The sequence below is a fragment of the Agromyces sp. Leaf222 genome (assembly GCF_001421565.1).
Lineage (GTDB): Bacteria > Actinomycetota > Actinomycetes > Actinomycetales > Microbacteriaceae > Agromyces.
Genome location: NZ_LMKQ01000001.1, coordinates 1100589 through 1126646 on the forward strand (window position 1 = coordinate 1100589; position 26058 = coordinate 1126646).

Genomic DNA, 26058 nt, shown 5'->3' on the forward strand with positions numbered 1-26058 from the left:
CTCGCGAGCCGGGTGGTCACCGCGCGTGCGGTACCTCCCGGAATGCGGTCAGTTGCCGGGCCACACCGTCGCATCGAGGTCGGGCAGGGTGCCCTGACGCAGGTTCTCGGTGTTCTTCGGCTTCACGTGACCAGGGCCGAATCCGGCCATCGGACCCGAGACCGGCAGGTTCAGCCTCGAACCGCTCAGGTCGACCGTGTAGGTCGTCGCCGCGGTGTCGACGGCCAGCACGCCGTTGCGGCTGCCGCTGATCACGACGCCGAGCTGGTGCCCTGCCGGCACGATGACGTCGTTCGCAGCCAGTTCGACGCTGACCTCGTGGTCGCCCGCCCCGTCGAGGCGCGCCCATCCGCGGGCCAGCACCTGCAGTTCGGTGCTCGAGATGCGCTTGCCCACCTCGTTGTAGCAGGCGTCATCGGTGGCGGTCGCCGGACCCCAGCAGGACTCCGTGCTCAGCGTTTCCGCGCCGTCACCCGCGGTGCTGATGCGATCCATCGCCCCGTAGTCGACCAGCATGACCGACACCTGCCCGACGGGTGCCGTGTGCGCGACGTCGAGATCGAGGGTCGGCGTGCCCGAGATCCGGATCTCGTGCTTGGTGGTGCCGGTGAGGAACTGCAGCCGGTTGGGGTTCGCGCCGATCCTGACGGCGTTCGCCTCGCTGAGCGATGCCGAGTTGACGTAGCTGGCCGTCGAGCGGTCCTTCTTGCCGAGCATCATCGTGCCGTCGGAGTGCAGGTTCAGCGTCTGGGTGCGGGCCGATGAGATCGGCCAGGTCGGTGACTGCTCCCACCGGTTCGGCGCAGTCTCGACGCTCACCGCGGGCTCGCGGTCGATGCCGTTGTCGATGTCCATGAGCTCGTGATCGAACCAGCGGTGGAGCGTGTCGACCCACAGGGCGCGCTCGGAGTCGAACGGGTCGACGTGTCCGAGGCGAGTGAGCCACATCTTCCGGTCGACGCCCTGCTCGCCGAGATCGGCCCACCACTTCGAGGCGTTCATCGTCTTGACGTTGGTGTCCTGCAGTCCGTGCACGACGAAGACGCTGGCCTTGACCTTGGACACGTCGTAGAAGGTGCCGTCCCGGTAGTCGCGCTCGGCCCAGAAGTCCGTGTAGGCGCCCGTCTCGTCACCGTCGTTGGCGTTCATGAAGTTCAGACGCGCGGAGCAGTCGGTCGCGATGGTGCGGTTGGCGGCGACCGACCGGGACAGGCTGCTCGGGTAGTTGTTGGACTTCACCGCACCCTGCCAGCGGTTGTAGTCGTACCACGAGCTGATCGCGCTGATCGGCACGATCGTCTTCAGGCCGTCGACGCCGGTGGCGGCGACCCCGTTGGCCAGGGTCCCGTCGTAGGACTTGCCGATCATGCCGGTCTTGCCGTTGCTCCAGTCCGCATCGACGACCGCGCCGTCGGCGTCGTAGGCGACCCCGTTGCCGTCGAGCCATTCGACGACGGCCTTGACGGACTCGATGTCCGAGCGGCCGCCCTCGTCGGTGCATCCCGTGGACCGGGCGGTGCCGGCCATGTCGACGGCGACGTAGGCGTACCCGCGGGGCACGAAGTAGTTGTCGTAGTAGAGCGGGAACGTGACCAGGTTGCCCTCGGCGTCGTACTGCTTGCGCTCCGCCTCGTTGCCGCGTCCGGAGCTCAGGTAGTAGGGGCTGGCATCCATGATGATCGGCACCTGAGCGTTGCCGTCGAGTTCGCCCGGTCGGATGATGTCGGTCGCGATCCGCTCGTCGACGCCGTCGCCGTCGAGGTCGGGGGCGGCGACCCAGACCGTCTCGCGAATGGCTCCGGCGTAGTCGTAGATCGGGGCGGTGGTGCCGTCAACCAGCGTGACCGGTGGGTTGTCGGTCGGCGCCGCGCTGGCCGCGCCCGCCGTGACGAGTGCCAGTGGCGCTGCGATGGCCAACGAGCTCGCAATGGCGAGGGTTCTGTATTTCATTCCGGTCCTTCCGTTCGAGGACGACGCGGTGCTGTCGCGAACAGCGCTGTCCCAAAGGGTGATGGGCATTCCGTATGAACTTCCTCGGACGTCGGACACCAGCGCCCTTCAGTCCCGAATGAAGCTGAAGGGCGCACCGAAATCCCGGCCGCGCCCGGTCGATTCCGGGGTCTCGCGGCTACTCAGCAACCTATGGGGCTGGCCAGGATTGATCAACAATCCAGGCCGAGATTGGTCGACAATCGTTCGAGGGGATGGCGGATGCCGGCCGGGCCGGTACGCTTGGACAACGCTTTCCCAAATGGAGCGCGCACCAGACCCCGGATCGACGACGACCGAAGGAGACCGATGCTCGACATCCGCATCGACGAGGCCGACGACCGCCTGCTGATCCGCGGTGGCGAGGCGGTGCTCGCCGAGTACGTGTTCCGGCCGACCGACGTGCGCCTCGAGTCGCCGCGTCCGTACTTCAGCCCGATCCGCACGCTCGGCGGCGAGGTCGTGTCGCTCTTCCGCCCGCACGACCACGTGTGGCACAAGGGCATCGCCTGGTCGCTGCCCGTCGTCGGCGACGAGAACTTCTGGGGCGGCCCGACCTTCGTGCGCGGCGAGGGCTACGTGCAGCTGCCGAACAACGGCGAGCAGCGGCACCTCGGGTTCGACGCGGCATCCGGTACCGAACCGAGCCGAGCGGATGTCGCGGCATCCGCTCGTCGAACCGAGCGCCTCGACTGGGTCACCGAGGCCGGGGGGCACGTCTTCGAGGAGGAGCGCACGATCGCCGCGACGACGCTCGCCGACGACGCCTGGCTGCTCGCGTTCGCCACCCGGTTGCGCAACGTGGGCGATCGCCCGATGCCGATCGGCTCGCCCACGACCCGCGGCCGTGAGAACGCCGGCTACGGCGGCCTGTTCTGGCGCGGCCCTCGTTCGTTCACGAACGGCACCGTGCTGGCGCCGGGCGTGGCGGGCGGCGACGAGCTGCGCGGCATCCGCTCGCCCTGGATGGGCTTCAGCGGGCGCCACGACGGCACCGGCACGGCGTCGACCGTCGTCATGGTCGACCACGCGGCGAACGTGCAGCACCCGCCGCAGTGGTTCGCCCGCGCCGAGGAGTTCGCCTGCCTCTGCCCGGCGCCGTTCTTCAGCGAGGAGCACGTCGTCGAGCCGGGTCAGGTGCTCGCGCTGCGGTACGGCGTCGTGATCGCCGACGGCGCGAGCGACCCGGAGCGGGCCGAGCGGCTCGCGACGGCCGGCGCGGCGGGGCTCGACGGGGCGCTCGACGGACTGCTCGGCGCATCGCTCGGCGGGGAGGTCGACGCATGAGCCGCGAACCGCGATTCCCCGGTGCGACCTCGATCAGCCGGCTCGAGGCCTACTCCGATGCCGCGCCCGACGGCCTCGCCGGCGGCACCCCGCACCTGCACACCGTGTCGAGCGAGGCGTACCTCGTCGTCGCCGGGGCGGGCACGCTGCAGACCGTCGACGCGTCGGGGTTCGCCGAGCACACGCTCGGGCCGGGTGCGCTCGTCTGGTTCGAGCCTGGCGTCATCCACCGGGCGGTGAACCGGGGCGGCCTCGACGTGCGGGTGATCATGGCGAACGCCGGGCTGCCGGAGGCCGGCGACGCGGTGATGACCTTTCCCGACGACGTGCTCGCCGATGCCAAGGCGTACCTCGCCGCGGCGTCGCTGCCGGGTGCCGACCGGCCGACCGCCGAGCGACGGGCCGCAGCCGCCGCTCGCCGAGACCTCGCCGTGCGCGGATTCCTCGACCTCTTCGACGACGGCGTGCCCGACGACGCCCACCTGAACCATGAGCGGCTCGATCGCCTGTACTCGCGGGCCCTCGCACTGGTCGCGGCGAAGGCGTCGGACTGGCGCACCCTCTGGCAGCACGGCGCGCTCGCCGAGGCGAACGCGACCGGGGTGCGCCTCGACGCGCTGGAGTCCGGACGCGATCCGGGGCTCGCCGCGGCGCGCGTGACCGCGGTACGCCCCGAGCCCGCGAGCCTCGGCATGTGCGGGGTGCTCGACCGCTACGACCTCGCCGGCCCCGACCCCGCCGGCCGCGACCGACTCGACCCCGCCCGCGACCCCCGCCACTCGGAAGGACCCCGATGACCGAGACCGCCTCCGCCCCCCTCCGCGCCGCCCTCGTCGGCACGGGCGCGATCGCCGACGCGCATGCCGCCGCGCTCGCTGCGACGCCCGACGCCGAGCTCGTGGCGGTGACCGACCGTGACCCCGAGCACGCCCGGCGCTTCGCCGACCGCTGGAACATCCCTCGCGTCGACGACTCGCTCGCCGAGCTGCTCGAGCGCGGCGGCATCGACGTGCTGCACGTGCTGACCCCGCCGGGCGTGCACGCCGAGCAGGCGATCGCGGCGCTCGACGCGGGCCTGCACGTCGTCTGCGAGAAGCCGGCGGCCCTCAGCCTCGACGAGCTCGACGCGATGACGGATGCCGCAGCTCGCAGCGACCGTCGCCTCGCGGTCGTGTTCCAGCAGCGCACTGGCACGGCGCCGGCGCACGTGCGCGACCTGCTGCACTCCGGGGCGCTCGGACGCCCGCTCGTGGCGATGTGCAACACCCTCTGGTACCGCGACCCGGCGTACTTCGCGGTGCCCTGGCGCGGCAAGTGGGCCACCGAGGGCGGCGGGCCGACGCTCGGCCTCGGCATCCACCAGATCGACCTGCTCGCGTGGCTGCTCGGCGACTGGACCAGCGTGCACGGACAGCTCTGGCGGCTCGACCGCGAGACCCAGATGGAGGACGTCTCGACGGCGGTCGTGACGTTCGCGGGCGGCGTCGTGGCATCCGTCGTCACGAGTGCGCTCTCGCCGCGGCAGACGAGCTCGATCCGCATCGACACCGAACTCGCGACGATCACCGTCGACCACCTCTACGGGCACGCGCACGAGCACTGGCGCATCACGCCGGCGCCGGATGTCCCGGCCGAGGTGCAGGCCGCTTGGGCGCTGCCCGAGGTCGAGGAGGGCAGCGGCCACGATCCGCTCGTGCGCGACATCTACGCCGCGCTGCGGTCGGGCGAGCCGCTGCCGCCGACCGCGACCGAGGTCGCCCGCTCGTTCGAGATCGTCACGGCGATCTACTCGTCGTCCGCGATCGGGCAGGTCGTGACCCCCGAGACCCTGCGAGCGGATGCCGCGCACCGCCGGAGCCTCGAGAGCCCCGTGGCCGACCTGCGCCGGGCGTGACGAGCTCGATGGCCCACGCCGAGCGCCGGCCCGCGGCATCCGACGCCGACGGTGACGCGCTCGACGACGCGATCTTCCACGATCCCGTGCACGACGGCGCGACCGACCCGACCGTGATCCGCCACCGCGGCACGGGGGAGTGGTGGATGTTCTACACGCAGCGCCGCGCGACGGTCGACGAGCCGGGCGTCGCCTGGGTGCACGGCAGCCGCATCGGCATCGCCAGATCGGCCGACGGGCTCGACTGGCGGTACGCGGGCGCGGTCGAGGGCCTCGAGGCGGATGCCGCGGCATCCGTCGATCGCGACCGCCCCCGTGAGACGCACTGGGCGCCGGAGGTGATCGACGACGGCGAGCGGTACCGCATGTACCTCACGGTCATCGACGGCGTGTTCGCCGACTGGGACCACCCGCGCCGCATCGTCGAGTTCGTGAGCGACGACCTCGAGCGCTGGCGCCGAGTTGGGGAGGTGCAACTGAGCTCGGATCGCGTGATCGACGCCTGCGTGGCGCAGAGCCCGGACGGCCGATGGCGGCTCTGGTACAAGGACGAGGCCGACGATTCGACGACCTGGGCTGCCGTGAGCGACGACCTGGGCTCGTGGGCCGTCGAGGGCCGCGCGATCGGCGGACGCCCGCACGAGGGGGCGAACGTCTTCGAGCTCGGCGGATGGTGGTGGATGCTCGTCGACGAGTGGCGCGGCATGGGCGTGCATCGGTCGCCCGATGCCCGCGCCTGGACCCGCCAGGGCGGCCCGGACGACGTGATCCTCGGCGAGCCCGGACGGCGGGCGGGCGACGGCACCTTCGGCCGTCACGGCGACGTGGTGGTCGACGGCGGCCGGGGAGTGCTCTACTACTTCACGCATCCGCACTGGGACGGCGGTGAGCTCGGCTCGAGCGACGCGCCCGCCGCGCGCGCGAGTGCGGTCTTCGCGGCGGAGCTCCGCGTCGAGCATGGCAGGCTGGTGTGCGACCGCGACACGCCGGTCTCGGCCCTGCCCGAGGCCTGAGCGAGACCCGATCACGAACCGGCCCGACGGCTCGGATCCTGCGTTGACCTGGGATTCCCGCGGAGAGGCAGTGGTCGCGGCATCCGATGATGATCACGGATTGAAACGATTTTGCGATTTCAGTTGACCGCCCGCCATCGCTCGGTTACATTTGGGCAAGCGCTTTCCCGTAGGCAGGGGCAGGCGCAGCAGGCACCAGGCAGACACTGACGTTTCCGGGAGGACAACGATGTTCAACATTCGCACGCGACGCACGGCGCTCGCCGCGGCGGCACTGACCGCAGGCGCGGCACTCGTGCTCACGGGGTGCTCCGGTGGCGGCGCCGACACGGCAGCCACCTACGACCCCGACGAGAAGGTCACCCTCGACCTCGCCTTCTGGGGCAACGACGTTCGCGCCGACCTCTACGACACCGCGATCGCCTCGTTCAACGAGGAGTACCCGAACATCACGGTGAACACCTCGTTCCTCGGCTTCCCCGAGTACTGGGAGAAGCGCCAGACCGAGGCCGCCGGCGGCGGTCTGCCCGACGTCATGCAGTTCGACTACTCGTACCTGCGCCAGTACTCCGAGAACGGCCTCCTGCTCGACCTGACGCCGTACCTCGGCAACGTCATCGACACCGAGCCGCTCGCGCAGAACATCCTCGACATCGGCGTCGTCGGTGACGAGACCACCGGCATCCCGACCTCGACCAACGCCTGGGGCCTCTACACGAACCCCAAGCTCCTCGAGGAGGCCGGCGTCGACGAGTTCGCCGGCGGCGACTGGGAGGACTACGACGCCTGGATGAAGGAGGTCACCGACGCGGCGACCGCCAAGGGCGTCGAACTCTGGGGCGGCACCGACTGGACCGGCCGCATCCAGAACTTCGAGGTGCAGCAGCGCGCCAAGGGTGAGGACCTCTTCACCGAAGACGGCGAGCCGAACTTCACCGAAGACGACCTGAAGGCCTTCTGGGAGCAGGGCGACGCGATCCGCACCGACGGCACGGTCATCGGCCAGCAGCGCCTCGAGGAGATCTACCCCCTCTCGGGCTTCGACTCGGCCCTCACCGCGAGCGAGCTCACCTGGGACAACTTCGGCGCGGGCTACCTCGGCAACCTGGGCACCGACTTCACCGAGCTCGGCCTGCTCGCACCGCCCGTCACCGAGGAAGGCGCGAAGGACCTCTACCTCAAGCCCTCCATGCTGCACTCGATCTCGGCGAAGACCGAGCACCCCGAGGCGGCGGCCACCCTGGTGAACTTCCTCATCAACAGCCCCGAGTCGGGTGCCGCCTTCGGCACCAACCGCGGCCTGCCGGCCTCGACGACCGCGCTCGAGGGCGCAGACCTCGACCCGCTGAGCCAGCAGATCGCCGACTACGAGGCCTCGATCGCCGACCGCCTCGGCGACGCCCCGCCCGTGCCGATCGTCGGCTACGGCACCCTCGAGGAGAAGTTCCGCCAGATCGGCCAGGAGCTCGGCTACGGCACCCTCACGGTCGATGACGCGGTCTCGCAGTTCTTCAGCGAGATGGACGTCGTCCTGAACCAGTAGTCGGCGCTCGCGCCGCAACTCCGGGCGGGGAAGGCAGCCCCGCCCGGAGTCCCATTCGGGAGAGATCGGAGTTCCACGTGACCACCACCCAGTCCATCGTGACGGCGGGAGCCGACACGAAGGCCATGCGCCGCGAGCTTCGCCGCGCCGAGCGCGGCGGGCCCTCGATGAGTCCCGGCCGACGCCGTGCCTCGAGGCGCGAGTCCATCGCCGGCTACGGGTTCCTCGTGCCGTGGCTGATCGGGTTCCTCGGGCTCACGCTCGGGCCGATGATCTACTCCCTCTACCTCGCGTTCACGAAGTACAACCTGTTCAAGGACCCCGAGTGGGTCGGGTTCGACAACTTCGTGCGCATGTTCACCGACGACCCGCAGTACCTGCAGTCGGTGCAGATCACCCTGATCTACGTGCTCGTCGGCACTCCGATCAAGCTGGCCGCGGCGCTCGGCATCGCGATGCTGCTGAACTACCGCAACAAGGGGTCCGGCTTCTTCCGCTCCTCGTTCTACGCGCCGTCGCTCATCGGCGCCTCGGTCTCGGTCGCCATCGTGTGGCGGGCCATGTTCTCCAGCGACGGTCCCGTCGACAACAGCCTGAGCCTCTTCGGCATCGAGCTCGGCGGTTGGGTTGGCAACGTCGCCCTCGTCGTGCCGATGATGATCCTGCTCGCGGTCTGGCAGTTCGGCGCCCCGATGGTGATCTTCCTCGCCGGGCTCAAGCAGATACCGCAGGAGCTCTACGAGGCCGCCGAGGTCGACGGCGCCGGGCCGGTGCGCAAGTTCCGCTCGGTCACGATCCCGATGCTCTCGAGCGTGATCTTCTTCAACCTGCTGCTCGAGCTCATCAACGCGTTCCAGATCTTCGCCTCGGCGTACATCATCTCGAACGGCTCCGGCGGCCCCGCCGGCATGACCAACTACTACACCGTGTACCTCTACAAGCGCGGCTTCGCCGACCTGCAGATGGGGTACGCCTCGGCGATGGCGTGGGTGCTGGTGATCGTGGTCGCGATCATCGCCTTCATCCTCTTCAAGACGTCGACGCGCTGGGTGCACTACGCAGGAGAGAACCGATGAGCACGATCGAAGTCCCCAGGGCCGAGTTCCTCGAGATCTCCACCGAACCGAACACCCCGCGCCGTCGTCGCATCAAGCGCAAGACCGTCAATACGATCATCTGGATGATCGTGCTGCTCGCGCTCACCGCGATCGTGCTCTACCCGCTCGTGTGGATGCTGTTCGCCACCTTCAAGCCGTCGAGCGAGTTCGGCCAGAACCCCGGCCTGATGCCCGACAACCCGACGGTCGACAACTACGTCAAGGTCGTCGAGGGCATCGCCGGCACCCCGCTGTGGCGGTTCTTCGCGAACTCGCTGTTCATCGCGGTGATGGCCGTGATCGGAACCCTGTTCTCGTCGGCGCTGGCGGCGTACGCGTTCGCGCGCATCAAGTTCCGCGGCGTCGGGCTGCTGTTCGCGGCGATGATCGGAACGCTGCTGCTGCCGTTCCACGTCATCATCATCCCGCAGTACATCATGTTCAATAAGTTGGAACTGGTCGACACGTACTGGCCGCTGATCCTGCCGAAGTTCCTCGCGACCGAGGCGTTCTTCGTGTTCCTGATCGTGCAGTTCATCCGCAACATCCCGCGCGACATGGACGAGGCGGCCCGCATCGACGGCGCCGGACACATCCGCATCTTCTTCTCGATCATCCTCCCGCTCATCAAGCCGGCCCTGATCACCTCGGCGATCTTCACGTTCATCTGGACGTGGAACGACTTCCTCGGCCCGCTGCTCTACATCAACACGCCCGAGGAGTACCCGCTGCCGATCGCGCTGAAGCTCTACAACGATCAGACCTCGACGTCCGACTACGGCGCGACCATGGCCGTGTCGTTCCTGGCGCTGCTGCCGATCCTGATCTTCTTCATCGTGTTCCAGCGCTTCCTCGTCGACGGCGTCGCCACCCAGGGACTGAAGGGCTAGGTTCCGGATGTCTCGAGCAGCCGAACGCGCCGCCCGCCACGCCGCGGCGACGGGCAGCGGTCCGACGCGCGACGACGCGGCGGGGCAGGCCAGGTTTCCGGGCGCGAAGAGCGCGTTCGGGCTGCTCGGCGAGGTGCTCGTCATCGGCGTGCTCATCGCGATCGTGTCGCTGCCGATCATCACGCTGCCCGCGGCGCTCGCCGCCGGCGTGCGCCACCTCCGCCGGTTCCTGAGGGCCGAGGACTCCGGGCTCGGGTGGTTCTGGCGCGACGTGCGCTCGGCGCTGCTCGGCGGCACGGCGGTGGGCGCGGCAGCCGCGGTGCTCGCGCTGATCCTCGTGCTCGACCTCGATCTGGCGGGGTCGGGTGCGCTGCCCGGCGGGCAGCTCATCGCGGTCGTCGGGTGGGTCGGACTCGCCGCTCTGGTGCTCGCCCTGTTCGCGGCATCCGGTGGCTGGACGCCCGAGCTGGGCTGGCTGGGCGCCCTGAAGGGCGTGCCGGCCGCGCTGCGCGGCGACCTCGCCGGAGCCGCCTACCTGCTGGCGACGGCGATCTTCGCGGGCGTCGTCACCTGGCAGCTGTTCCCCCTCGTCATCCCCGCGCTCGGCTGCATCGCCCTCGCGATCGTGGCCGTGCCCGAGCGCCCGCGCCGCCGACGCGACGACCTCGACGACGCCGACGGCCCGCGCGCGGAGCTCGACGCATGACCGCAGGCCGACCGCTGCCCGAGTGGGCGCGCGAGGCGAGCCTCGGCTTCTTCGTGCACTGGGGTGCGTACTCCGTGCCGGCCTGGGCCGAGCCGTCGGGCGCGCTCGGCACCGTGCCCGACGACGAGTGGTTCGCGCACAACGCCTACGCCGAGTGGTACGCCAACACGATCCGCATCGAGGGCTCGCCGGCCGCCGATCACCACGCGCGCGAGTTCGGGGGCGCGCCGTACGACGCGCTCCTCGACGCGTGGCGGGCGGAGTCGTACGACCCCGCCGAGTGGGCACGGCTGTTCCGCTCGGTCGGCGCCGACTACGTCGTGCCCACCACGAAGCACCACGACGGCATCGCGCTCTGGGACGCCCCCGGCTCCGGTGAGCTCACGACCGTCGCCCGTGGACCCCGTCGAGACCTCATCGGCCCGCTCGCCGAGGCCGTGCGCGCCGAGGGGATCCGGTTCGGCGTCTACTACTCGGGCGGCCTCGACTGGGCGTTCACCGGTGGCCCGCCGCACCGCTCGAGCGCGGACATCGAGCTCCAGCGCCCGAAGGGCGCCGACTACAACGACTACGCGTTCGCACACGTCGTCGACCTCATCGAGCGGTACGCGCCCGACCTGATCTGGAACGATATCGACTGGCCCGACGCGGGCAAGCGGCCGGGTCCGCGCTCGATCGAGGCACTGCTCGCCCGGTATCGCGAGGCCGTGCCCCACGGCGTCGTCGACGACCGCTGGGGCGCCCCCGTCGGCGACTACGCCACGAGCGAGTACGCGCACGACACCGACCACGAGACCGGCACCGGGTGGGAGCACTGCCGCGGCCTCGGCTTCTCGTTCGGCTACAACCGCGTCGAAGACGAGTCGCTCACCCTGAGCCCGCGCGAGCTGGCCCGCCTCTACGCCGACGTCGTCTCGCGCGGCGGGCGCCTGATGCTCAACGTCGGACCGACCGCCGCCGGCGAGATCCCGGGCGTGCAGCGCCGAACGCTCGAGGGCGTCGCACCGTGGATGACCGCGATCAAGCCGCACACGCTCGGCCGCCGCATGCTCGGCGCCGACGAGGTCGAGGTGACGGATGCCGCGTGGTGGCGGGCCTGGGCCACGCCCGACGGCATCGTGGTCGTCGTCGACGCGCCCGCGGCATCCGTTCGCAGCGTCGACGGACGCCCGATCACCCGCATCGTGCTGCCCGACTGAGTCGACCAGCTCGTGGACGGTGCCCGCGGTCATTGACCGTGCCGCCCGCCGCGGATACGGTCGCATGGTGCGAGTGACGGGCGGGGCCAGGACGCGGTTCGGATCGACGACGCAGCGGGTTCGCGCATGATCACGACCGACGTGCTGCGCACGATCCCGATCTTCGCGCCCCTGCCCGATGCGACGCTCGACTACCTGGCCGGAGTGGTCGAAGACATCCAACTCGTGGCGGGGGAGTACTTCGCGCACGAGGGCGACGAGCGGGCGCTGTTCGTCGTCGTCGAGGGCCGCGCCGAGATCACGAAGGTCGTGAACGGCGACGAGCGCGTCATCGGCACGCGCAAGCCGGGCCAGTTCTTCGGCGAGGTGCCGATGACGCTGAGCACGCCGTTCCCGGCGAGCGGGCGAGCGGGTCGGCCGTCGCGGATCATCAAGGTCGACGTGACCGCGTTCTACACGCTCGCGGCGATGGCGCCGTCGATTCCCGCGCGGGTGGCGGGGCTGGCGCGACGCTACCTCGACTCGCTGCAGGTGATCGCCGCGGAGGCGCCCGAGACCGACATCCGCCTCATCGGGCCGCGCAACGAGGCGAAGACGCACCGCATCGCGCGCTTCCTCACGCGCAACCAGGTCTCGTTCGACCGGGTCACGACCGAGGCGGTGCGCGAGGCGGCCGGGGGTTCGGGTGTCGCGCCGGGCTCGCCCGATTCGGCCGATTCGCCCGATTCGGCCGATTCGCGGGATTCGAGCGGGGCGGATGCCGCGGCATCCGCCTTCCCGGTGCTCGAGGCGGCCGGCGGGGTCAGGCTCGTCGACCCGAGCATGCGCGAGGTCGCCGTCGCCGTGGGGCTCGACGTCGAGCCGTCCGCCGACGAGTACGACGTGGTGATCCTCGGAGCCGGGCCCGCGGGCCTCACCGCTGCGGTGAACGGCGCGGCCGAGGGCCTGCGCACGGTCATCATCGAGTCGCTGGCACCGGGCGGCCAGGCCGGAACGTCGACCCGCATCGAGAACTACACGGGGTTCCCGTACGGCATCTCGGGCGACGACCTCGCGAGTCGCGCGCTGAAGCAGGCGAAGCGGCTGGGCGCCGAGATCGTCGTGACGCGCACGGTCGAGGCGATCCGGCCGGCGGGGGGCGGGGACGGCGGCGGGGTGGTCGGTGACGAGACCGGCGAGGGAGTCGACGGCGGGGCCGTCATCGGCGACGTCGGCATCGGCATCGGCATCGGCGGACCGTTGCGCTCCGACAGCGCGGCCGGGCACGTGATCGTGCTCGACGGCGGCGACACGCTCCGCGCTGCCGTCGTGATCGTCGCGACCGGCGTCGAGTGGCGCGACCTGCCGGTGACCGGGGTCGAGCGGTTCCTCGGCAACGGCGTCTACTACGGCGCCGCCCGCAGCGACGCCGCCGTCGCCAAGGGCGCCGACGTGTGCATCATCGGCGCGGGCAACTCGGCCGGGCAGGCAGCGCTGTTCTTCTCGCGGCACGCGCGCTCGGTGACGATGCTCGTGCGCGGCGAGTCGCTCGAGGCGAGCATGTCGCGCTACCTCATCGACCAGATCGAGTCCCACGGCGGCATCGACGTCGAGACGCGCAGCGAGGTCGTCGGGCTGCACGGCGCCGACGGCCTGAGCTCGGTCGACGTGCGCTCGCGAGGCGCGGGCGCGCAGCGTGAGCCGGGCGCTGCGGGCGCGACGACCGAGCGCCCCTTCACGGTCGTGTTCGTCATGATCGGGGCCGACGCGGTGACCGGGTGGCTGCCTGCCGAGATCGCGCGCGACGGTCGCGGCTACATCCTGACCGGGGCGGATGCCGCGGCGAGCGGCTCGTGGCCAGAGGCGCGTCGTCCGTTCGCACTCGAGTCGAGCACCCCGGGCGTCTTCGCGGTGGGCGACGTGCGCTCGGGGTCGGTCAAGCGCGTCGCGGCGGGCGTCGGCGAGGGCGGCATGGCGATCGCGTTCGTGCACCAGTACCTCGCGCTCGAACGCGGATCCGTGGGAGCCTGATCCCGTCCGGGCCCGGAATCCACCCGTGATGTCGCGCAAATCGTCTGCATCGGTCGGGATGGCGACCGTTTGCGCGACATCACGGGTCTGGGAGCCACCGACCGGGCCGGCGAGCAGGAGCCCGCCGCCCTGACGCACACCGCTCCCTCGCCCGATAGGGTAGGGAATACGCTTTCCCATCCAACGACGGAGGACCACGTGCACTACGGCGCCGACTACAACCCCGAGCAGTGGCCAGAGGAGATCTGGCCCGACGATGTCGCGCGCATGCGCGAGGCCGGGGTCACGATGGTCAGCCTCGGCATCTTCTCGTGGGCGCGCATCCAGCCGCGCGAGGGCGAGTTCGACTTCGCCTGGCTCGACCGGGTGATCGACCTGTTGCATGAGGGCGGCATCGCCGTCGACCTCGCCACGGCCACCGCCTCGCCGCCGCCGTGGGCGAGCGCCGCGTATCCCGAGCTGCTCCCGCAGGACGAGAACGGCGCCACGTACTGGCCGGGCAGCCGCCAGCAGTTCGCCCCGTCGTCGCCGGTCTACCGACGCCTCGCCGGCGAACTCGTGAGCGCCATCGCCGAGCGGTACTCGCGGCATCCGGCCGTCGTCATGTGGCATGTCAACAACGAGTACGGCTGCCACCTGAACATGGACTACTCGGATGCCGCGCGCGACGCGTTCCGGCGGTGGCTCGCCGACCGCTACGGCGACGTCGACGCGCTGAACCTCGCGTGGGGCACCAACTTCTGGGCGCAGCGCTACCAGTCCTTCGACGAGGTGTTCCCGCCGCGCAAGGCGCCGTACAGCCTCAACCCCGGCCAGATGCTCGACTACCACCGGTTCACGAGCGACATGCTGCTCGAGTGCTACCTCATGGAGCGCGACCTCATCCGCGCGGCGGGGGCGGCGCAGCCGATCACCACGAACTTCATGGGTGCGTTCAAGCCCGCGAACTACGAGCAGTGGGCGCCGCACCTCGACCTCGTGAGCGACGACTGCTACCCCGACCCGAACGACCCAGAGAGCTTCCGGGCGGCCGCGTTCCAGCGCGACCTCGTGCGCTCGTTCAAGCCCGACGTGCCGTGGATCCTCATGGAGCAGGCGACGAACGCCCTCAACTGGCGGCCGTCGAACGCGCCGAAGGCGCCGGGGCAGATGGCGGCGCTCAGCGCGCAGGCGATCGGGCGCGGAGCCGACGGCATCCTCTTCTTCCAGTGGCGCCAGTCGCGCGCGGGCGCCGAGAAGTTCCACTCGGCGATGCTGCCCCACGCGGGCACCGACACCCGCACCTGGCGCGAGGTCACCGCGCTCGGCGAGGCGCTCGCCGCCCTGCCCGAGCTGCCGGTCGGCGGCCACGACGCCCGCGTGGCGATCGTGTTCGACTGGGAGAACTGGTGGGCCGTCGAGGCATCCGACCACCCCATGAACGGGCTCGACTACGTCGCCGTCGTGCAGCGCTGGCACCGCGCGCTGCACCGCCGCCACGTGCAGGTCGACCTCGTGCCGGCCGCGCGGGTCGACGGGCGCTACGACCTCGTCGTCGCACCGCTGCTCGGCCTGGTCCGTGCAGCGGATGCCGCGGCGCTGACCGCGTTCGTCGAGGGCGGTGGGCACCTGCTCGCCGGCCCGTACACCGACGTCGTCGACGAGGCCGACCGCTTCCGCGAGGGCGGGTTCCTCACCCAGCTCGGCGGCATGTTCGGCGTTCGGCTCGAGGACTTCGGCGCGCTCGTCGCGCCCGATGCGCCGGCCGCCGCGCCGGGGGAGCGGACTGCGCCGTTCGGCCCGGCGGCCGCCGGCGCGGCGTCGGCGTCGGCTTCGTCGGCGTCGGCCTCGGCGTCGCTCGCCGAATCGATCGGCACCCTGCTCGCCGAGGAGATCCACGTGACGGATGCCGCGGTCGAGGCCTCGTTCTCCGGCGGCCGCCTGGCCGGTCGGCCCGCACTCACGGCTCGCCGTTCCGGTGCCGGAACCGCCCGCTACCTCGCGACGGTGCCCGACGAGCGCGGAACGCAGGCCGTCGTCGACCACGTGCTCGCCGACGCGGCGGTCGCGCCCGTGCTGCCCGGACTGCCCGAGCACGTCGAGGTCGCCCGACGCGGCGACGTCGTGACCGTGATCAACCACGGCGGCGCGCCGACCCGGGTGCCGTTGGCCGGAACCGACCTCATCACCGGGGCGGCCGTCGACGGCCTCGAGCTCGCGGCCTGGGAGTGGGCGATCGTGCGCGATGCTTCGTTCGAGACCGCCGCTGCCGAGGCGACCGAGGGCGGTGGCGCATGAGCCGTCGCATCGTCTTCGCGCCCGACTCGTTCAAGGGCACCGTCGACGCGGCCGACGCGGCTGCGGCGCTCGCACGCGGATGGCGCGGTGTGCGGCCGGGCGACGAGCTCGTGCTGCGGCCGATGGCCGACGGGGGAGAGGGCACGCTCGACGCGTTCGCGGCCTCGGTGCCCGGCGCGGAGCGCATGCCGCTCACGGTGGCCCCGCCGGCTCCCGGATCCTCCGCGGTCGGCACCTCGTGGCTGCGCCTGCCCGACGGCACCGCGGTCGTCGAGCTCGCGACGACCTGCGGACTCGGGCTGGTCGACCCGCTGCAGCCGCTCGATGCGCACACGAGCGGATTCGGCGAGGCCATCGCCGCGGCGCTCGACGCCGGTGCGACACGCCTGCTGCTCGGGCTCGGCGGCAGCGCCTCGAGCGACGGCGGAACCGGTGCGCTCGCCGTGCTGGGCGCGCGCTTCCTCGACGATGCGGGTCGGCCCGTGCTGCTCGGCTCCCGCGGACTCGCCTCGGTGGCCTCCGCCGACCTCGCGGGGCTGCGCGAGCTGCCGCCCGGCGGCGTGCTGATCCTCGGCGACGTCACGAATCCGCTGCTCGGCCCTTCAGGCGCGGCAGCGGTCTTCGGCCCGCAGAAGGGCGCCGACCCGGCGACCGTCGAGGTGCTCGACGCGAACCTCGCTCGCCTCGCCCACGCGGTGAGCGCCGCGATGCCCGGCGGCGAGGGCCTCGCCGAGCAGCCGGGGTCCGGGGCGGCCGGCGGCACGGGCTTCGGGCTGCTCGCGTGGGGCGCTCGCATGGGCGCCGGCGCGCGGCTCGTCGCCGAGGCGGTCGGCCTGGCCGGCGCCATCGCCGACGCCGCCCTCGTGGTCACGGGCGAGGGTCGGTTCGACGGCCAGTCCGAGGCGGGCAAGGCGCCGACCGAGGTCGCCGCGCTCGCGCGAGCCGCGGGCGTGCCCGTCGCCCTCGTCGCCGGATCCATCACGGCGGATGCCTCCGCGTTCGCGGCCGCCGCGTCCCTCAGCGACCTCGCCGGATCCGCCGCCGCGGCCATGGCCGAGCCCGTGCGCTGGCTCGAGGCCGCCGGCGCGGCCCTCGCGGCCGCCTCCGCCTGACGCCGCCGGGCGCGACATCCGCGAACCGCTCACGAAACTTGACTTGTTCTAGCCGCAACTAGAACAATGGAATGGTGATCATCCGCATCGACCCCGCCTCGAGCACTCCGCTGTTCGAGCAGCTCGCGCGTGCGATGCGCGGCGAGATCCTGGCCGGCCGTGTTGCCGCCGGCGAGCGCCTGCCCGCCGCACGCGATCTCGCGCAGTCGCTCGACGTGAACCAGCACACCGTGCTGCACGCCTACCAGACGCTCCGCGACGAGGGCCTGATCGAGCTCCGCCGCGGGCGCGGCGCCGTCGTGCGCGCCGCGTCACCCGAACTCGAGCAGACGCGGCGCCTCGCCGCCGAACTCGTCACGACCGCGCGCGAGCGCGGCATCGCCGCCGACGCCGTGCTGGCGATCGTCAGAGAGGAACTCGACCGATGACCCACCCCGCCGCCGAGGCTTCCACCGAACTCGCCGAGCGCCGGCGCGACCGCCGCGTGCTCTCGGTCGTCGTCATCTGGATCCCCCTCGCGATCATCGTCGTCACGACCGTCATCCTGCTGCTCTGGATCCCGCGGATGCCCGAGCAGGTCGCGATCCACTTCGACGCGAGCGGTCAGGCCGACGGGTGGACCACACCCGGCCGGGCGGTGCTCGCCTTCGTCGTGATCTCGATCGCCGTCACGGGGGCGATCGCCATCGCCTGCTTCGGGGGCGCCCGCGCGATGATGCGCCCAGCCGACGGCCGTCCGTCGCGGCTCCTCGCGCGCGTACGCCCGACCGCGTCCTTCGGTCCGGCGGTCGCGACGCTGCTCGCGGTGACCATGCTCGCGCTCACGGGCACGCAGCTCGACGGCGCCGTGCCGCCGGCCTGGGCGACCCCCGTCGCCGTCATCGGCGGGATCCTGCTCGCCGGCCTCGTCGGCTGGATCACCTGGCGTGCACTGCCGGCTCCCGAGCTCACGGCGGCGGATGCCCCGGCCGCGACTCCGGCCCTCGACCTCGCGCCGGGCGAGGTCGCCGTCTGGACCGCCACGACGTCGGCGCCGTGGCCCGTGTTCGCGCTCCTCGGGTTCGTGCTCGCCGCCGTGCTCGTTCCGCTCGTGCTCGCGCCGGAGACCTGGTGGCTCTGGGCGGCGGTGTTCGTGCTGCTGCTCGTGCTCGCGACCACGGCGTGGATCCGGGTGACGGTCGACCGCCACGGGCTCACGGTGCGCACGGTGCTCGGGCTGCGGCTCTCGCAGGTTCCGCTCGCCGAGGTCGTGTCGGCGGCCGACGTCGACGTGCTGCCCGCTGAGTTCGGCGGCTGGGGCTTCCGCTTCGACGTGCGCGGCCGTCGTGGCATCATCCTCCGGTCGGGCCCCGGCCTCGAGGTCGAGCGAGCGGATGCCCCGCCCCTCGTCGTCACGGTCGGCGACGCCCGCACGGGGGCCGCGCTGCTCAACGCGCTGGCCGGCACCGAGCGTCACGGCGAGCCGCGCAGCTGAGCTGCCCTCGCTGCCTGCCACCGCGTCCCGCCACCGCGCAGCCCGCGCCCGGACCGCCGGCACCCGCCCGGAACGCCCGCGCCCGCCCGGAACGACGGACGGGCCCGTGCACCAGGTGCACGGGCCCGTCCGCCTCGGGAACCCGGAGGTCAGGTGCGCAGGATCGAGCCGCCCGCGCGCTTGCGGGAGACCGCGTCGACCGTGGCCGCGAGGATCAGCACGCCGCCGGTGACGGCGTAGTTGACGCCGGCCGGGAGGTTCAGCAGGCCGAGTCCGTTCGTGATCACGGCGATCACGAGCGCGCCGATCGCCGCGTGGATGAGGCGCCCGCGTCCGCCGAACAGGCTGACGCCGCCGACGACGGCCGCCGCCACACCGCTCAGCACGATCTCGCGCCCGGCTGCGGCATCCACCGAGCCGACCTTGCTGATGCTGAACAGGCCCGCGACGACCGCGAGCGAAGAGCACACGATGAACGCGCACCAGCGGATCATGGCGACCTTGACGCCCGAACGACGCGCGGCCTCGGCGTTGCCGCCGACCGCGTAGATGTAGCGGCCGAACTTCGTGCGGTCGAGCACGAAGGTGCCGAGCCAGAGGATCGCGAGCGTGATGGGCACGACGATCGGCACGCCCTCGATGGCCTTGAACCCGGTGCCGCGGTTCTGGTTGAGGATGAACACGACGATGCCGCCGAGCACCGCGATCGCGATGAGCTTCGCCCACACGAGCGAGATCGTGCGGTTCGGCACCCCTGCTCGCGTGCGACGCGATCGGTCGATGAAGGACATCGTCGCCGAGATGCCGAGCATGACGAGGATCATGACCCAGCCCGCCCACGGCGGCATCGTGCTGTTCTGGATCGCGAGGATCTCGGGCGTCTCGACGCGGTACAGGCCGCCGGCGCCGATGATGATCAGCTCGAGCCCCTGGAACCCGAGGAACAGGCCGAGGGTCACGACGAACGATGGAATGCCCACCTTCGCCACGAAGAAGCCGATGAACGTGCCGATCGCGATGCCGGTGAGGAACGCGATCGCGAGCGCGAGGATCCAGTTCAGGTTCACGACGGCGATGAGCACGACGAAGATGACCATCGTCAGGCCCGCCGTCACGCCGGCCGAGAGGTCGATCTCGCCGAGCAGCAGCACGAACACGAGCGCCATGCCGAGCATCACGAGTGTCGCGGCCTGCGTGAGGAGGTTCGCGAAGTTGCGCTCGGTGAAGAAGTAGGGGCTGAGGATCGTGAACAGGATGCTGAGCACCACGAAGCCGGCGACCGCGGGCAGTGCGCCCATCTCGCCGCTGCGCACCCGCTGCACGTAGGCGCGCACCTGGTCGCCCAGGCCGCCCTCCTGGCCGCTGCCGATGAGCTGCTCGGTGCTGAGCGCCGAGAGCGCGCTCGTCGAATCGGGGGCCGGCGCGCCGGTCTTCTGGCCGCTCATGCGCGCTCTCCCTCGTAGGTCTTGGCGCCCGTGATGTAGCCGATGACGTCTTCGTTCGTGGTCTCGCTCGTCTTCACCGAGGCGACCATCTGGCCGAGGTAGAGCACGCTGATGTAGTCGGCGACCTCGAAGACGTCGACGAGGTTGTGGCTGATGATGACGACCGAGACGCCCTGCTCGGCGAGGCGCTTCACGAGCGCGAGCACCTGGGCGGTCTGGGCGACGCCGAGTGCGGCGGTCGGTTCGTCGAGGATGACGACCTTGGCCTTCTTCAGCACCGAACGGGCGATCGCCACGGTCTGGCGCTGGCCGCCCGAGAGCGACGAGACCTTCTGACGAACCGACTTGACGGTGCGCACCGAGAGCTGGCGCAGGGTCTCGGCGGCCTCGCGTTCCATGACGCCCTCGTCGAAGGTGCCGGCCGAGAGCTCCTCGCGGCCGAGGAACATGTTCTGCACGATGTCGAGGTTGTCGCAGAGCGCGAGGTCCTGGTAGACGACCTCGATGCCGAGGTGGCCGGCTTCGCGCGGGGTGTGCAGGTTGACCGGCTCGCCGTTGAAGAGCACTTCACCGCCGTCGTAGGGCTGCACGCCCGCGAGGCCCTTGATGAGCGTCGACTTGCCGGCGCCGTTGTCGCCGACGAGGGCGGTGATCTTTCCGGGGTATGCCGCGAAGTTCACGCCCTTCAGTACATCGACGGGGCCGAAGCTCTTCACAACCCCCTTCAGCTCGATGATCGGCATGTCCATGCCGGTTCCTTTCTCTGGGGAACAGCGCTGTCCCGGGGAGTTCTTCTCATGCGCGGGAGCGGGAGGCTCCGGGGCGAGCATTCGCCCCGGAGCCTCCCGTCGACCGGTGTCGGAACGAGTCCGACTAGCCCACGCCGTGTGCGGCGCAGGCGTCGGCGACCTCGGCGGTGCAGATCTCGGCGGCGTCGGCGTTGCCGTCGTCGACCACGGTCTGCACGTCGTCGGGTCCGACCAGCACGGGCGTCACGGCGATGTAGGGGGTGCCGTCGTCGAGCTTCTTGTCGACCGAGGGGGTCTCGCCGTTCAGGAGCTGGATGGCGAGTTCGGATGCCGCGTCGGCCTCGAGTGCGAACGGCTTGTAGACCGTGGCGGTCTGCTTGCCGAGGAGCACGTTCTGCAGCCCGGCGATCGAGGCGTCCTGACCCGAGACGGGAACGGTGAGGCCGTTCTTGTCGAGGATCGTGATGACGCCGGCGGCGTTGGTGTCGTTGGCGACCCAGACGGCGTCGACCTTGCCACCGAGGGCGGTCAGGGCCTGCTCGAAGTTGGTCGCCGACTTGTCGCCGTCCCAGACGCCCGCGGGCTCCTGGGCGGGCTTGATGCCGGCCGGCTCCATGACGCTCACAGCGCCGTCGTGGAACATCTTCGCGTTGCCGTCGGCGGGGTCGCCGCCCATGTAGACCACGACCGCGGTCTTCGGGTCCTTGCCGGCCGCCTCGAGGCCGTCGAGGACCGACTGGCCCTCGAGCGCTCCGACCTGCTCGTTGTCGAACGAGACGTAGTAGTCGGCGCCCTCGATGGGACGGTCGTAGGCGATGACGGGGATGCCCTGCTCCTTGGCCTTCGCTGCGACGGCGACGGCTGCGCCGTTGTAGTCGACGAGGAGCATGACGCCGCAGCCCTTGCTGAGCTGCTGGTCGGCGATCGTGGCGTACTTGCTGGTGTCGCCCTGGGCGTTCTGGATGTCGGCCTCGAAGCCGGCGTCGGTGATCGCGGTCTCGAGCGCTGGACGGTCGCCGTTCTCCCAACGGGGCGAGGACGCGGCATCGGGCAGGATGACGCAGGCGCGGGTCGCGGTGGCTTCGTCGGAGCTTCCGCCGTCGCCTCCGCTGCTGGAACACCCTGCGAGCAACAGCATCGATGCTCCGGCGAGGGCTGTGATCGAGATCAATGAAGTCTTCTTCATCGTTCTCCCCTTCTGACTGGTGAGTGTGCAGGACATTCACATCCGCCGGTGTCTGCACTGACATCGGCATGACGAAACTTACGACCCTGTAAGCAATGCGGAGCCGCCCGCTGATAACGATCGAGTAACGCGATTCCGGATGTGACACGTCACACGGAAACGGGAAATCGGTTGCCGATCGGCCCGTCCGCGCGGGTCGGCGCATGGGACTGTCACATGAACCGGACGGCCGCCGCCGCAGGCCCGAAACGGTGCCGCAGCGGCGGCCGAACATTCTTCGGAGTCGAATCGATTCAGCGCCCGGAGACCCGCGCGTACTGCTCGCGGATCAGCGGCCGGTGGTCACCCGACGGGCTCGCCGCGAGCTCGATCGGCCAGGCCGGACGGGTGCCCGAGAGCGCCCATGCGGCCTGTCGTGCCGCTCCGTCGGCGACGTACTCGCCCGGCGCCGGGATCACGACCGGCGCATCGAACACCTGCGCGGCGACCGCCCGCACGGCGGGATTCTGCGCGGCGCCGCCGATGAGCAGCACCCGGTCGACGGCGACGCCGAGGCGCTCGACGGCCTCGAGGCCGTCGGCGAGCCCGCAGAGCATGCCCTCGATCGCGGCGCGCGCGAGGTTCGGGCGCGTCATGCTCGCGAGGCTCAACCCGTCGAGGTGCGCCGTCGCGTTCGGCAGGTTCGGCGTGCGCTCGCCCTCGAAGTACGGCACGAGCACGGCACCGGATGCCGCGGGCTCGGCCTCGAGCGCGAGCCGCCCGAGTCCGTCGTGGTCGACGCCGAGCACGCGGGCGAAGGCGTCGAGCACGCGAGCGGCGTTGAGCGTGGCCACGAGCGGGAGGAACCCGCCCGCCGCGTCGGCGAACCCGGCGACCGTGCCCGAGGCGTCGGCGATGGCGGCATCCGTCACCGCGAAGACCGTGCCGCTCGTGCCGATCGAGACGACGACGTCACCGGGCGCCGCGTCGAGCCCGAGTGCGGCGGCGGCGTTGTCGCCCGCCCCGGCGCCGACGAGGATGCCGTCGGGCGTGCGCCCCGCGGCATCCGACGGCCCGAGCACGCGGGGGAGGATCGCGTCGTGCCCGAGCGCGCGCACGAGGAGGTCGCGGTCGTAGCCGGCCGGGCCCCAGTACGCCGTGCCGCTCGCGTCGGAGCGGTCGGTCGTGAGCTCGTCGAGCACGGGGCCGAGCGGCGACTCGCCCAGCGGACCGTAGCCGCGCAGGCGCCAGGTCAGCCAGTCGTGGGGAAGGGCCACCGCGGCGACGCGCGCCGCGGACTCGGGCTCGGCGTCGCGTAGCCAGCGCAGCTTCGTCGCGGTGAACGAGGCGACCGGCACGACGCCCGTGCGCTTCGCGTACTCCTCGGCGCCGACCTCGTCGATGAGGTCGAACGCGGCCTGCGCCGAACGCGTGTCGTTCCAGAGCAGGGCGTCGCGGATGACGCGGCCCTCGGCGTCGAGCACGACCATGCCGTGCTGCTGCCCGCCGACCGAGATCGCCTCGACGCCGTCGAGCCCGCCCGCGTCGCCGATCGCGGAGAGCAGGGCGCCCCACCAGGCCGACGGGTCGACCTCGGTGCCGTCGGGATGCGGCGCGCGACCCGAGCGCACGAGCGCCCCCGTCGCGGCATCCCGGATCACGATCTTGCATGACTGGGTCGATGAGTCGACCCCTGCGACGAGCGTCACGGCCCGCCCCTTTCTCGTCTGTGGTGCAGGTATGGGTGTGGTGCAGGTATGGGAAAACCCCTGCGCCGTGTCGTCGAACGCGGCGCAGGGGTGGCTTGTGCCGATTCCGGCCTAGCGGGCGCCCAGCAGGTGCTCGGTCGCGAGCTGCTGCAGGCGCACGAAGCCGCCGCCCTTGCCGCCGAGGTACGCGTCGGCGTCGAAGTCCTCGTAGGCCGAGCGGTCGGCGAGGAACTCGTCGTAGGTCTCGCCCGGGTTGAGCGTCGGGGTCGTCAGCTCGAAGACCTTCGCGGCCTCGAGCGCCTCCTGCACCTCGGGGTCGGCGCGGAAGGCCGCGGCGCGCTCCTTGAGCAGGAGGTAGGTGCGCATGTTCGCCGCAGCCGACTCCCACACGCCCTTCTCGTCTTCGGTGCGCGAGGGCTTGTAGTCGAAGTGGCGGGGGCCCTCGTAGGCGGGCACGCCGCCGGGGCCGCCGTTCTCGAGCAGGTCGACGAGCGCGAACGCGTTGTGCAGGTCGCCGTGGCCGAACACGAGGTCCTGGTCGTACTTGATGCCGCGCTGGCCGTTGAGGTCGATGTGGAAGAGCTTGCCGTGGTACAACGCCTGGGCGATGCCGGCGGCGAAGTTCAGGCCGGCCATCTGCTCGTGGCCGACCTCGGGGTTGAGGCCGACGAGCTCGGGGCGCTCGAGCGAGTCGATGAACGCGATCGCGTGGCCGAGGGTCGGGAGCAGGATGTCGCCGCGGGGCTCGTTGGGCTTCGGCTCGATCGCGAACTTGATGTCGTAGCCCTTGTCGGTGACGTAGTCGCCGAGCAGGTTCACGGCCTCGCGGTAGCGCTCGAGGGCCTGCCGGATGTCCTTCGCGGAGTCGTACTCCGCGCCTTCGCGGCCGCCCCACATGACGAACGTCTTCGCGCCGAGCTCGGCGCCGAGGTCGAGCTGGCGGAACACCTTGCGCAGGGCGAAGCGGCGCACGTCGCGGTCGTTGGCGGTGAAGCCGCCGTCCTTGAAGACGGGTGCGCTGAAGAGGTTGGTGGTGACCATCGGGATGATGAGCCCGGTGTCGTCGAGGGCGCCCTTCAGGCGGTCGATCTGGTTCTGGCGTTCGGCATCGCTCGAGCCGAAGGCGAACAGGTCGTCGTCGTGGAACGTGAGGCCGTAGGCGCCGAGCTCGGCGAGCTTCTCGACGGCGTGCACGACGTCGAGGGGCTCGCGGGTGGGGCCGCCGAACGGGTCGGTGCCGTTGTACCCGACCGTCCAGAGGCCGAAGGAGAACTTGTCGTCGCGGGTGGGCGCGCTGGCCATGGAGATCCGCCTTTCAGCGTCTTCGATGATTTGTTGGCACGTACAACATAAACCCGGCCGTGCATCCGGCGCAAGTCTCGTGTCCCGCAACTTTCGCGTCTATGCTTCGAAACATGAAGACGGATGCCTCAGGCGACCGAGTCACCCTCGCCGAGATCGCCGAGGCGACCGGTGCGAGCCTCTCCACGATCTCGAAGGTGCTGAACGGACGCACCGACGTGTCGCGGCCGACCCGGGAGCGGGTCGAGCGCGTGCTGCAGGAGCGGGGATACGTGCGCCGCGGCGTCGGCCGGTCGGAGTCCAGGCCCGAACTGCTCGAGCTCGTCTTCCACGGCCTCGACCCGATCTGGTCGATGGAGCTCATCGGCGGCGTCGAGGCCGTGGCCAAGGAGCACGGCCTGAGCGTCGTGCTCACCGTCAGCGGCGACCGCCACGCACCGGACCCCGAGTGGATCGACGGGGTCATCCGTCGCCGTCCGGTCGGCGTCGTGCTCGTCTTCTCGGAGCTCTCGCCCGAGTACCGCGAGCGCCTGCGAGCGCGGGCGATCTCGTACGTGATCGTCGACCCGGCGGGCGACCCGTCGCCCGACGTGCCGAGCGTGGGCTCGGCGAACTGGTCGGGCGGGCTCGCCGCCACGCGGCACCTGATCGAGCTCGGCCATCGCCGCATCGCCGCGATCACCGGGCCGGAGGACATGATGTGCTCGCTCGCACGGCTCGACGGCTACCGCAGCGCGATGAACTCCGCCGGGCTGCCCATCGACCCGGCATGGATCCACTTCGGCACCTTCGAGGTCGGCGGCGGGCGCGACCATGCCAGAGCCGTGCTCGCCCTCCCGCCGGAGCAGCGGCCGACCGCGATCTTCGCCGGCAGCGACCTCCAGGCGCTCGGCACGCTCGACGCGGCGCGCGAGGCGGGCCTGTCGGTGCCCGAGGACCTCTCGATCGTCGGCTACGACGACATCACGCTCGCGCCGTGGGTGAGTCCGCCGCTCACGACCGTGCACCAACCGCTGCGGCGCATGGGCGAGGAGGCGGCGCGCCTCGCTATTCGCCTGAGCGGCGAGCAGCACCCAGAGGTCACGCCGCGCATGGACCTCGCGACCAACCTCATCGTGCGCGAGAGCACGGCGCCGCCGCGCGGCTGACCCGAAGCTCCAGCGAGGCGCGGGCCCGCCTGCGCGCGGGCCCGCCTGT

Annotated in this window: 21 protein-coding genes; 15 read left to right on the forward strand and 6 right to left on the reverse strand. The window is 71.3% G+C overall.

The window, feature by feature from the left end; all coding sequences use genetic code 11:
• Window positions 1–48 precede the first annotated feature (48 nt).
• Window positions 49–1950 (reverse strand): CocE/NonD family hydrolase, encoded by a 1902-nt coding sequence (locus ASE68_RS04835; protein ID WP_162238248.1) that lies wholly within the window; start codon window positions 1948–1950, stop codon window positions 49–51.
• Window positions 1951–2298: 348 nt separating this feature from the next.
• Between ASE68_RS04835 and ASE68_RS04840 the strand changes: the two genes are divergently transcribed.
• The 14 genes from ASE68_RS04840 (at window position 2299) to ASE68_RS04905 (ending at window position 18491) form a co-directional block, all read left to right on the forward strand.
• Window positions 2299–3276, forward strand: coding sequence for a PmoA family protein (locus ASE68_RS04840; protein WP_082462014.1), 978 nt, complete (start codon window positions 2299–2301; stop codon window positions 3274–3276).
• Window positions 3273–4073, forward strand: a complete 801-nt coding sequence (locus ASE68_RS04845; RefSeq protein ID WP_055855669.1) for a cupin domain-containing protein — start codon at window positions 3273–3275, stop codon at window positions 4071–4073. The genes ASE68_RS04840 and ASE68_RS04845 overlap by 4 nt, the downstream gene beginning before the upstream one ends.
• The gene (locus ASE68_RS04850; protein WP_055855672.1) at window positions 4070–5170 is read left to right on the forward strand and encodes a Gfo/Idh/MocA family protein; all 1101 of its coding nucleotides are present in this window, start codon (window positions 4070–4072) and stop codon (window positions 5168–5170) included. The genes ASE68_RS04845 and ASE68_RS04850 overlap by 4 nt, the downstream gene beginning before the upstream one ends.
• 8 nt (window positions 5171–5178) lie before the next feature.
• Window positions 5179–6183 (forward strand): family 43 glycosylhydrolase, encoded by a 1005-nt coding sequence (locus ASE68_RS04855; protein ID WP_157421548.1) that lies wholly within the window; start codon window positions 5179–5181, stop codon window positions 6181–6183.
• 229 nt (window positions 6184–6412) lie between these two features.
• Window positions 6413–7726 (forward strand): ABC transporter substrate-binding protein, encoded by a 1314-nt coding sequence (locus ASE68_RS04860; RefSeq protein ID WP_055855675.1) that lies wholly within the window; start codon window positions 6413–6415, stop codon window positions 7724–7726.
• Between the two features lie 167 nt (window positions 7727–7893).
• Window positions 7894–8802, forward strand: coding sequence for a carbohydrate ABC transporter permease (locus ASE68_RS04865; protein WP_235480879.1), 909 nt, complete (start codon window positions 7894–7896; stop codon window positions 8800–8802).
• Entirely contained in the window at window positions 8799–9713 is a 915-nt protein-coding gene (locus ASE68_RS04870) for a carbohydrate ABC transporter permease (protein ID WP_055855677.1), read from the forward strand. Before ASE68_RS04865 ends, ASE68_RS04870 begins: the two co-directional genes overlap by 4 nt.
• Before the next feature lie 7 nt (window positions 9714–9720).
• On the forward strand, window positions 9721–10419 hold the full coding sequence (locus tag ASE68_RS04875) for a hypothetical protein (RefSeq protein ID WP_055855680.1): 699 nt from the start codon (window positions 9721–9723) through the stop codon (window positions 10417–10419).
• A complete protein-coding gene (locus ASE68_RS04880; protein WP_055855683.1) occupies window positions 10416–11618 on the forward strand; it encodes an alpha-L-fucosidase in 1203 nt (400 codons plus the stop codon). Before ASE68_RS04875 ends, ASE68_RS04880 begins: the two co-directional genes overlap by 4 nt.
• A 126-nt stretch (window positions 11619–11744) precedes the next feature.
• A complete protein-coding gene (locus ASE68_RS20680; RefSeq protein WP_055855686.1) occupies window positions 11745–13628 on the forward strand; it encodes an FAD-dependent oxidoreductase in 1884 nt (627 codons plus the stop codon).
• Window positions 13629–13826: 198 nt separating this feature from the next.
• The gene (locus tag ASE68_RS04890) at window positions 13827–15905 is read left to right on the forward strand and encodes a beta-galactosidase (RefSeq protein WP_055855689.1); all 2079 of its coding nucleotides are present in this window, start codon (window positions 13827–13829) and stop codon (window positions 15903–15905) included.
• Window positions 15902–17017, forward strand: coding sequence for a glycerate kinase (locus ASE68_RS04895; protein ID WP_055855692.1), 1116 nt, complete (start codon window positions 15902–15904; stop codon window positions 17015–17017). Before ASE68_RS04890 ends, ASE68_RS04895 begins: the two co-directional genes overlap by 4 nt.
• 71 nt (window positions 17018–17088) lie before the next feature.
• Window positions 17089–17445 (forward strand): GntR family transcriptional regulator, encoded by a 357-nt coding sequence (locus tag ASE68_RS04900; protein ID WP_369800060.1) that lies wholly within the window; start codon window positions 17089–17091, stop codon window positions 17443–17445.
• Window positions 17442–18491 carry a DUF1648 domain-containing protein gene (locus ASE68_RS04905; RefSeq protein WP_055855699.1) on the forward strand — a complete coding sequence of 350 codons (1050 nt, stop codon included), beginning with the start codon at window positions 17442–17444 and terminating at the stop codon, window positions 18489–18491. The genes ASE68_RS04900 and ASE68_RS04905 overlap by 4 nt, the downstream gene beginning before the upstream one ends.
• Window positions 18492–18640: 149 nt before the next feature.
• Here ASE68_RS04905 and ASE68_RS04910 read toward each other — a convergent pair whose 3' ends face one another.
• The 5 genes from ASE68_RS04910 to xylA all read right to left on the reverse strand — a co-directional run bounded on the left by ASE68_RS04910 (window position 18641) and on the right by xylA (window position 24861).
• Window positions 18641–19936 carry a sugar ABC transporter permease gene (locus tag ASE68_RS04910; protein WP_082462015.1) on the reverse strand — a complete coding sequence of 432 codons (1296 nt, stop codon included), beginning with the start codon at window positions 19934–19936 and terminating at the stop codon, window positions 18641–18643.
• The gene (locus tag ASE68_RS04915; RefSeq protein WP_055855702.1) at window positions 19933–20685 is read right to left on the reverse strand and encodes an ATP-binding cassette domain-containing protein; all 753 of its coding nucleotides are present in this window, start codon (window positions 20683–20685) and stop codon (window positions 19933–19935) included. Before ASE68_RS04915 ends, ASE68_RS04910 begins: the two co-directional genes overlap by 4 nt.
• Before the next feature lie 124 nt (window positions 20686–20809).
• Window positions 20810–21871, reverse strand: coding sequence for a sugar ABC transporter substrate-binding protein (locus ASE68_RS04920; protein WP_055855706.1), 1062 nt, complete (start codon window positions 21869–21871; stop codon window positions 20810–20812).
• 293 nt (window positions 21872–22164) lie between these two features.
• A complete protein-coding gene (locus ASE68_RS04925) occupies window positions 22165–23559 on the reverse strand; it encodes a xylulokinase (RefSeq protein ID WP_055855708.1) in 1395 nt (464 codons plus the stop codon).
• A 111-nt stretch (window positions 23560–23670) separates the two neighbouring features.
• The gene (xylA, locus tag ASE68_RS04930) at window positions 23671–24861 is read right to left on the reverse strand and encodes a xylose isomerase (protein ID WP_055855710.1); all 1191 of its coding nucleotides are present in this window, start codon (window positions 24859–24861) and stop codon (window positions 23671–23673) included.
• A gap of 113 nt (window positions 24862–24974) precedes the next feature.
• Between xylA and ASE68_RS04935 the strand changes: the two genes are divergently transcribed.
• Window positions 24975–26009: a LacI family DNA-binding transcriptional regulator gene (locus ASE68_RS04935; RefSeq protein ID WP_235480763.1), complete on the forward strand. Its 1035-nt coding sequence runs from the start codon at window positions 24975–24977 to the stop codon at window positions 26007–26009.
• Window positions 26010–26058 lie beyond the last annotated feature (49 nt).

Bases quoted from the DNA above. Each gene is read 5' to 3' on its own strand.
- ASE68_RS04835 (WP_162238248.1), bottom strand. From the start codon at position 1,950: ATGAAATACAGAACCCTCGCCATTGCGAGCTCGTTGGCCATCGCAGCG.
- ASE68_RS04840 (WP_082462014.1), top strand. From the start codon at position 2,299: ATGCTCGACATCCGCATCGACGAGGCCGACGACCGCCTGCTGATCCGC.
- ASE68_RS04845 (WP_055855669.1), top strand. From the start codon at position 3,273: ATGAGCCGCGAACCGCGATTCCCCGGTGCGACCTCGATCAGCCGGCTC.
- ASE68_RS04850 (WP_055855672.1), top strand. From the start codon at position 4,070: ATGACCGAGACCGCCTCCGCCCCCCTCCGCGCCGCCCTCGTCGGCACG.
- ASE68_RS04855 (WP_157421548.1), top strand. From the start codon at position 5,179: ATGGCCCACGCCGAGCGCCGGCCCGCGGCATCCGACGCCGACGGTGAC.
- ASE68_RS04860 (WP_055855675.1), top strand. From the start codon at position 6,413: ATGTTCAACATTCGCACGCGACGCACGGCGCTCGCCGCGGCGGCACTG.
- ASE68_RS04865 (WP_235480879.1), top strand. From the start codon at position 7,894: ATGAGTCCCGGCCGACGCCGTGCCTCGAGGCGCGAGTCCATCGCCGGC.
- ASE68_RS04870 (WP_055855677.1), top strand. From the start codon at position 8,799: ATGAGCACGATCGAAGTCCCCAGGGCCGAGTTCCTCGAGATCTCCACC.
- ASE68_RS04875 (WP_055855680.1), top strand. From the start codon at position 9,721: ATGTCTCGAGCAGCCGAACGCGCCGCCCGCCACGCCGCGGCGACGGGC.
- ASE68_RS04880 (WP_055855683.1), top strand. From the start codon at position 10,416: ATGACCGCAGGCCGACCGCTGCCCGAGTGGGCGCGCGAGGCGAGCCTC.
- ASE68_RS20680 (WP_055855686.1), top strand. From the start codon at position 11,745: ATGATCACGACCGACGTGCTGCGCACGATCCCGATCTTCGCGCCCCTG.
- ASE68_RS04895 (WP_055855692.1), top strand. From the start codon at position 15,902: ATGAGCCGTCGCATCGTCTTCGCGCCCGACTCGTTCAAGGGCACCGTC.
- ASE68_RS04900 (WP_369800060.1), top strand. From the start codon at position 17,089: ATGGTGATCATCCGCATCGACCCCGCCTCGAGCACTCCGCTGTTCGAG.
- ASE68_RS04905 (WP_055855699.1), top strand. From the start codon at position 17,442: ATGACCCACCCCGCCGCCGAGGCTTCCACCGAACTCGCCGAGCGCCGG.
- ASE68_RS04910 (WP_082462015.1), bottom strand. From the start codon at position 19,936: ATGAGCGGCCAGAAGACCGGCGCGCCGGCCCCCGATTCGACGAGCGCG.
- ASE68_RS04915 (WP_055855702.1), bottom strand. From the start codon at position 20,685: ATGGACATGCCGATCATCGAGCTGAAGGGGGTTGTGAAGAGCTTCGGC.
- ASE68_RS04920 (WP_055855706.1), bottom strand. From the start codon at position 21,871: ATGAAGAAGACTTCATTGATCTCGATCACAGCCCTCGCCGGAGCATCG.
- xylA (WP_055855710.1), bottom strand. From the start codon at position 24,861: ATGGCCAGCGCGCCCACCCGCGACGACAAGTTCTCCTTCGGCCTCTGG.
- ASE68_RS04935 (WP_235480763.1), top strand. From the start codon at position 24,975: ATGAAGACGGATGCCTCAGGCGACCGAGTCACCCTCGCCGAGATCGCC.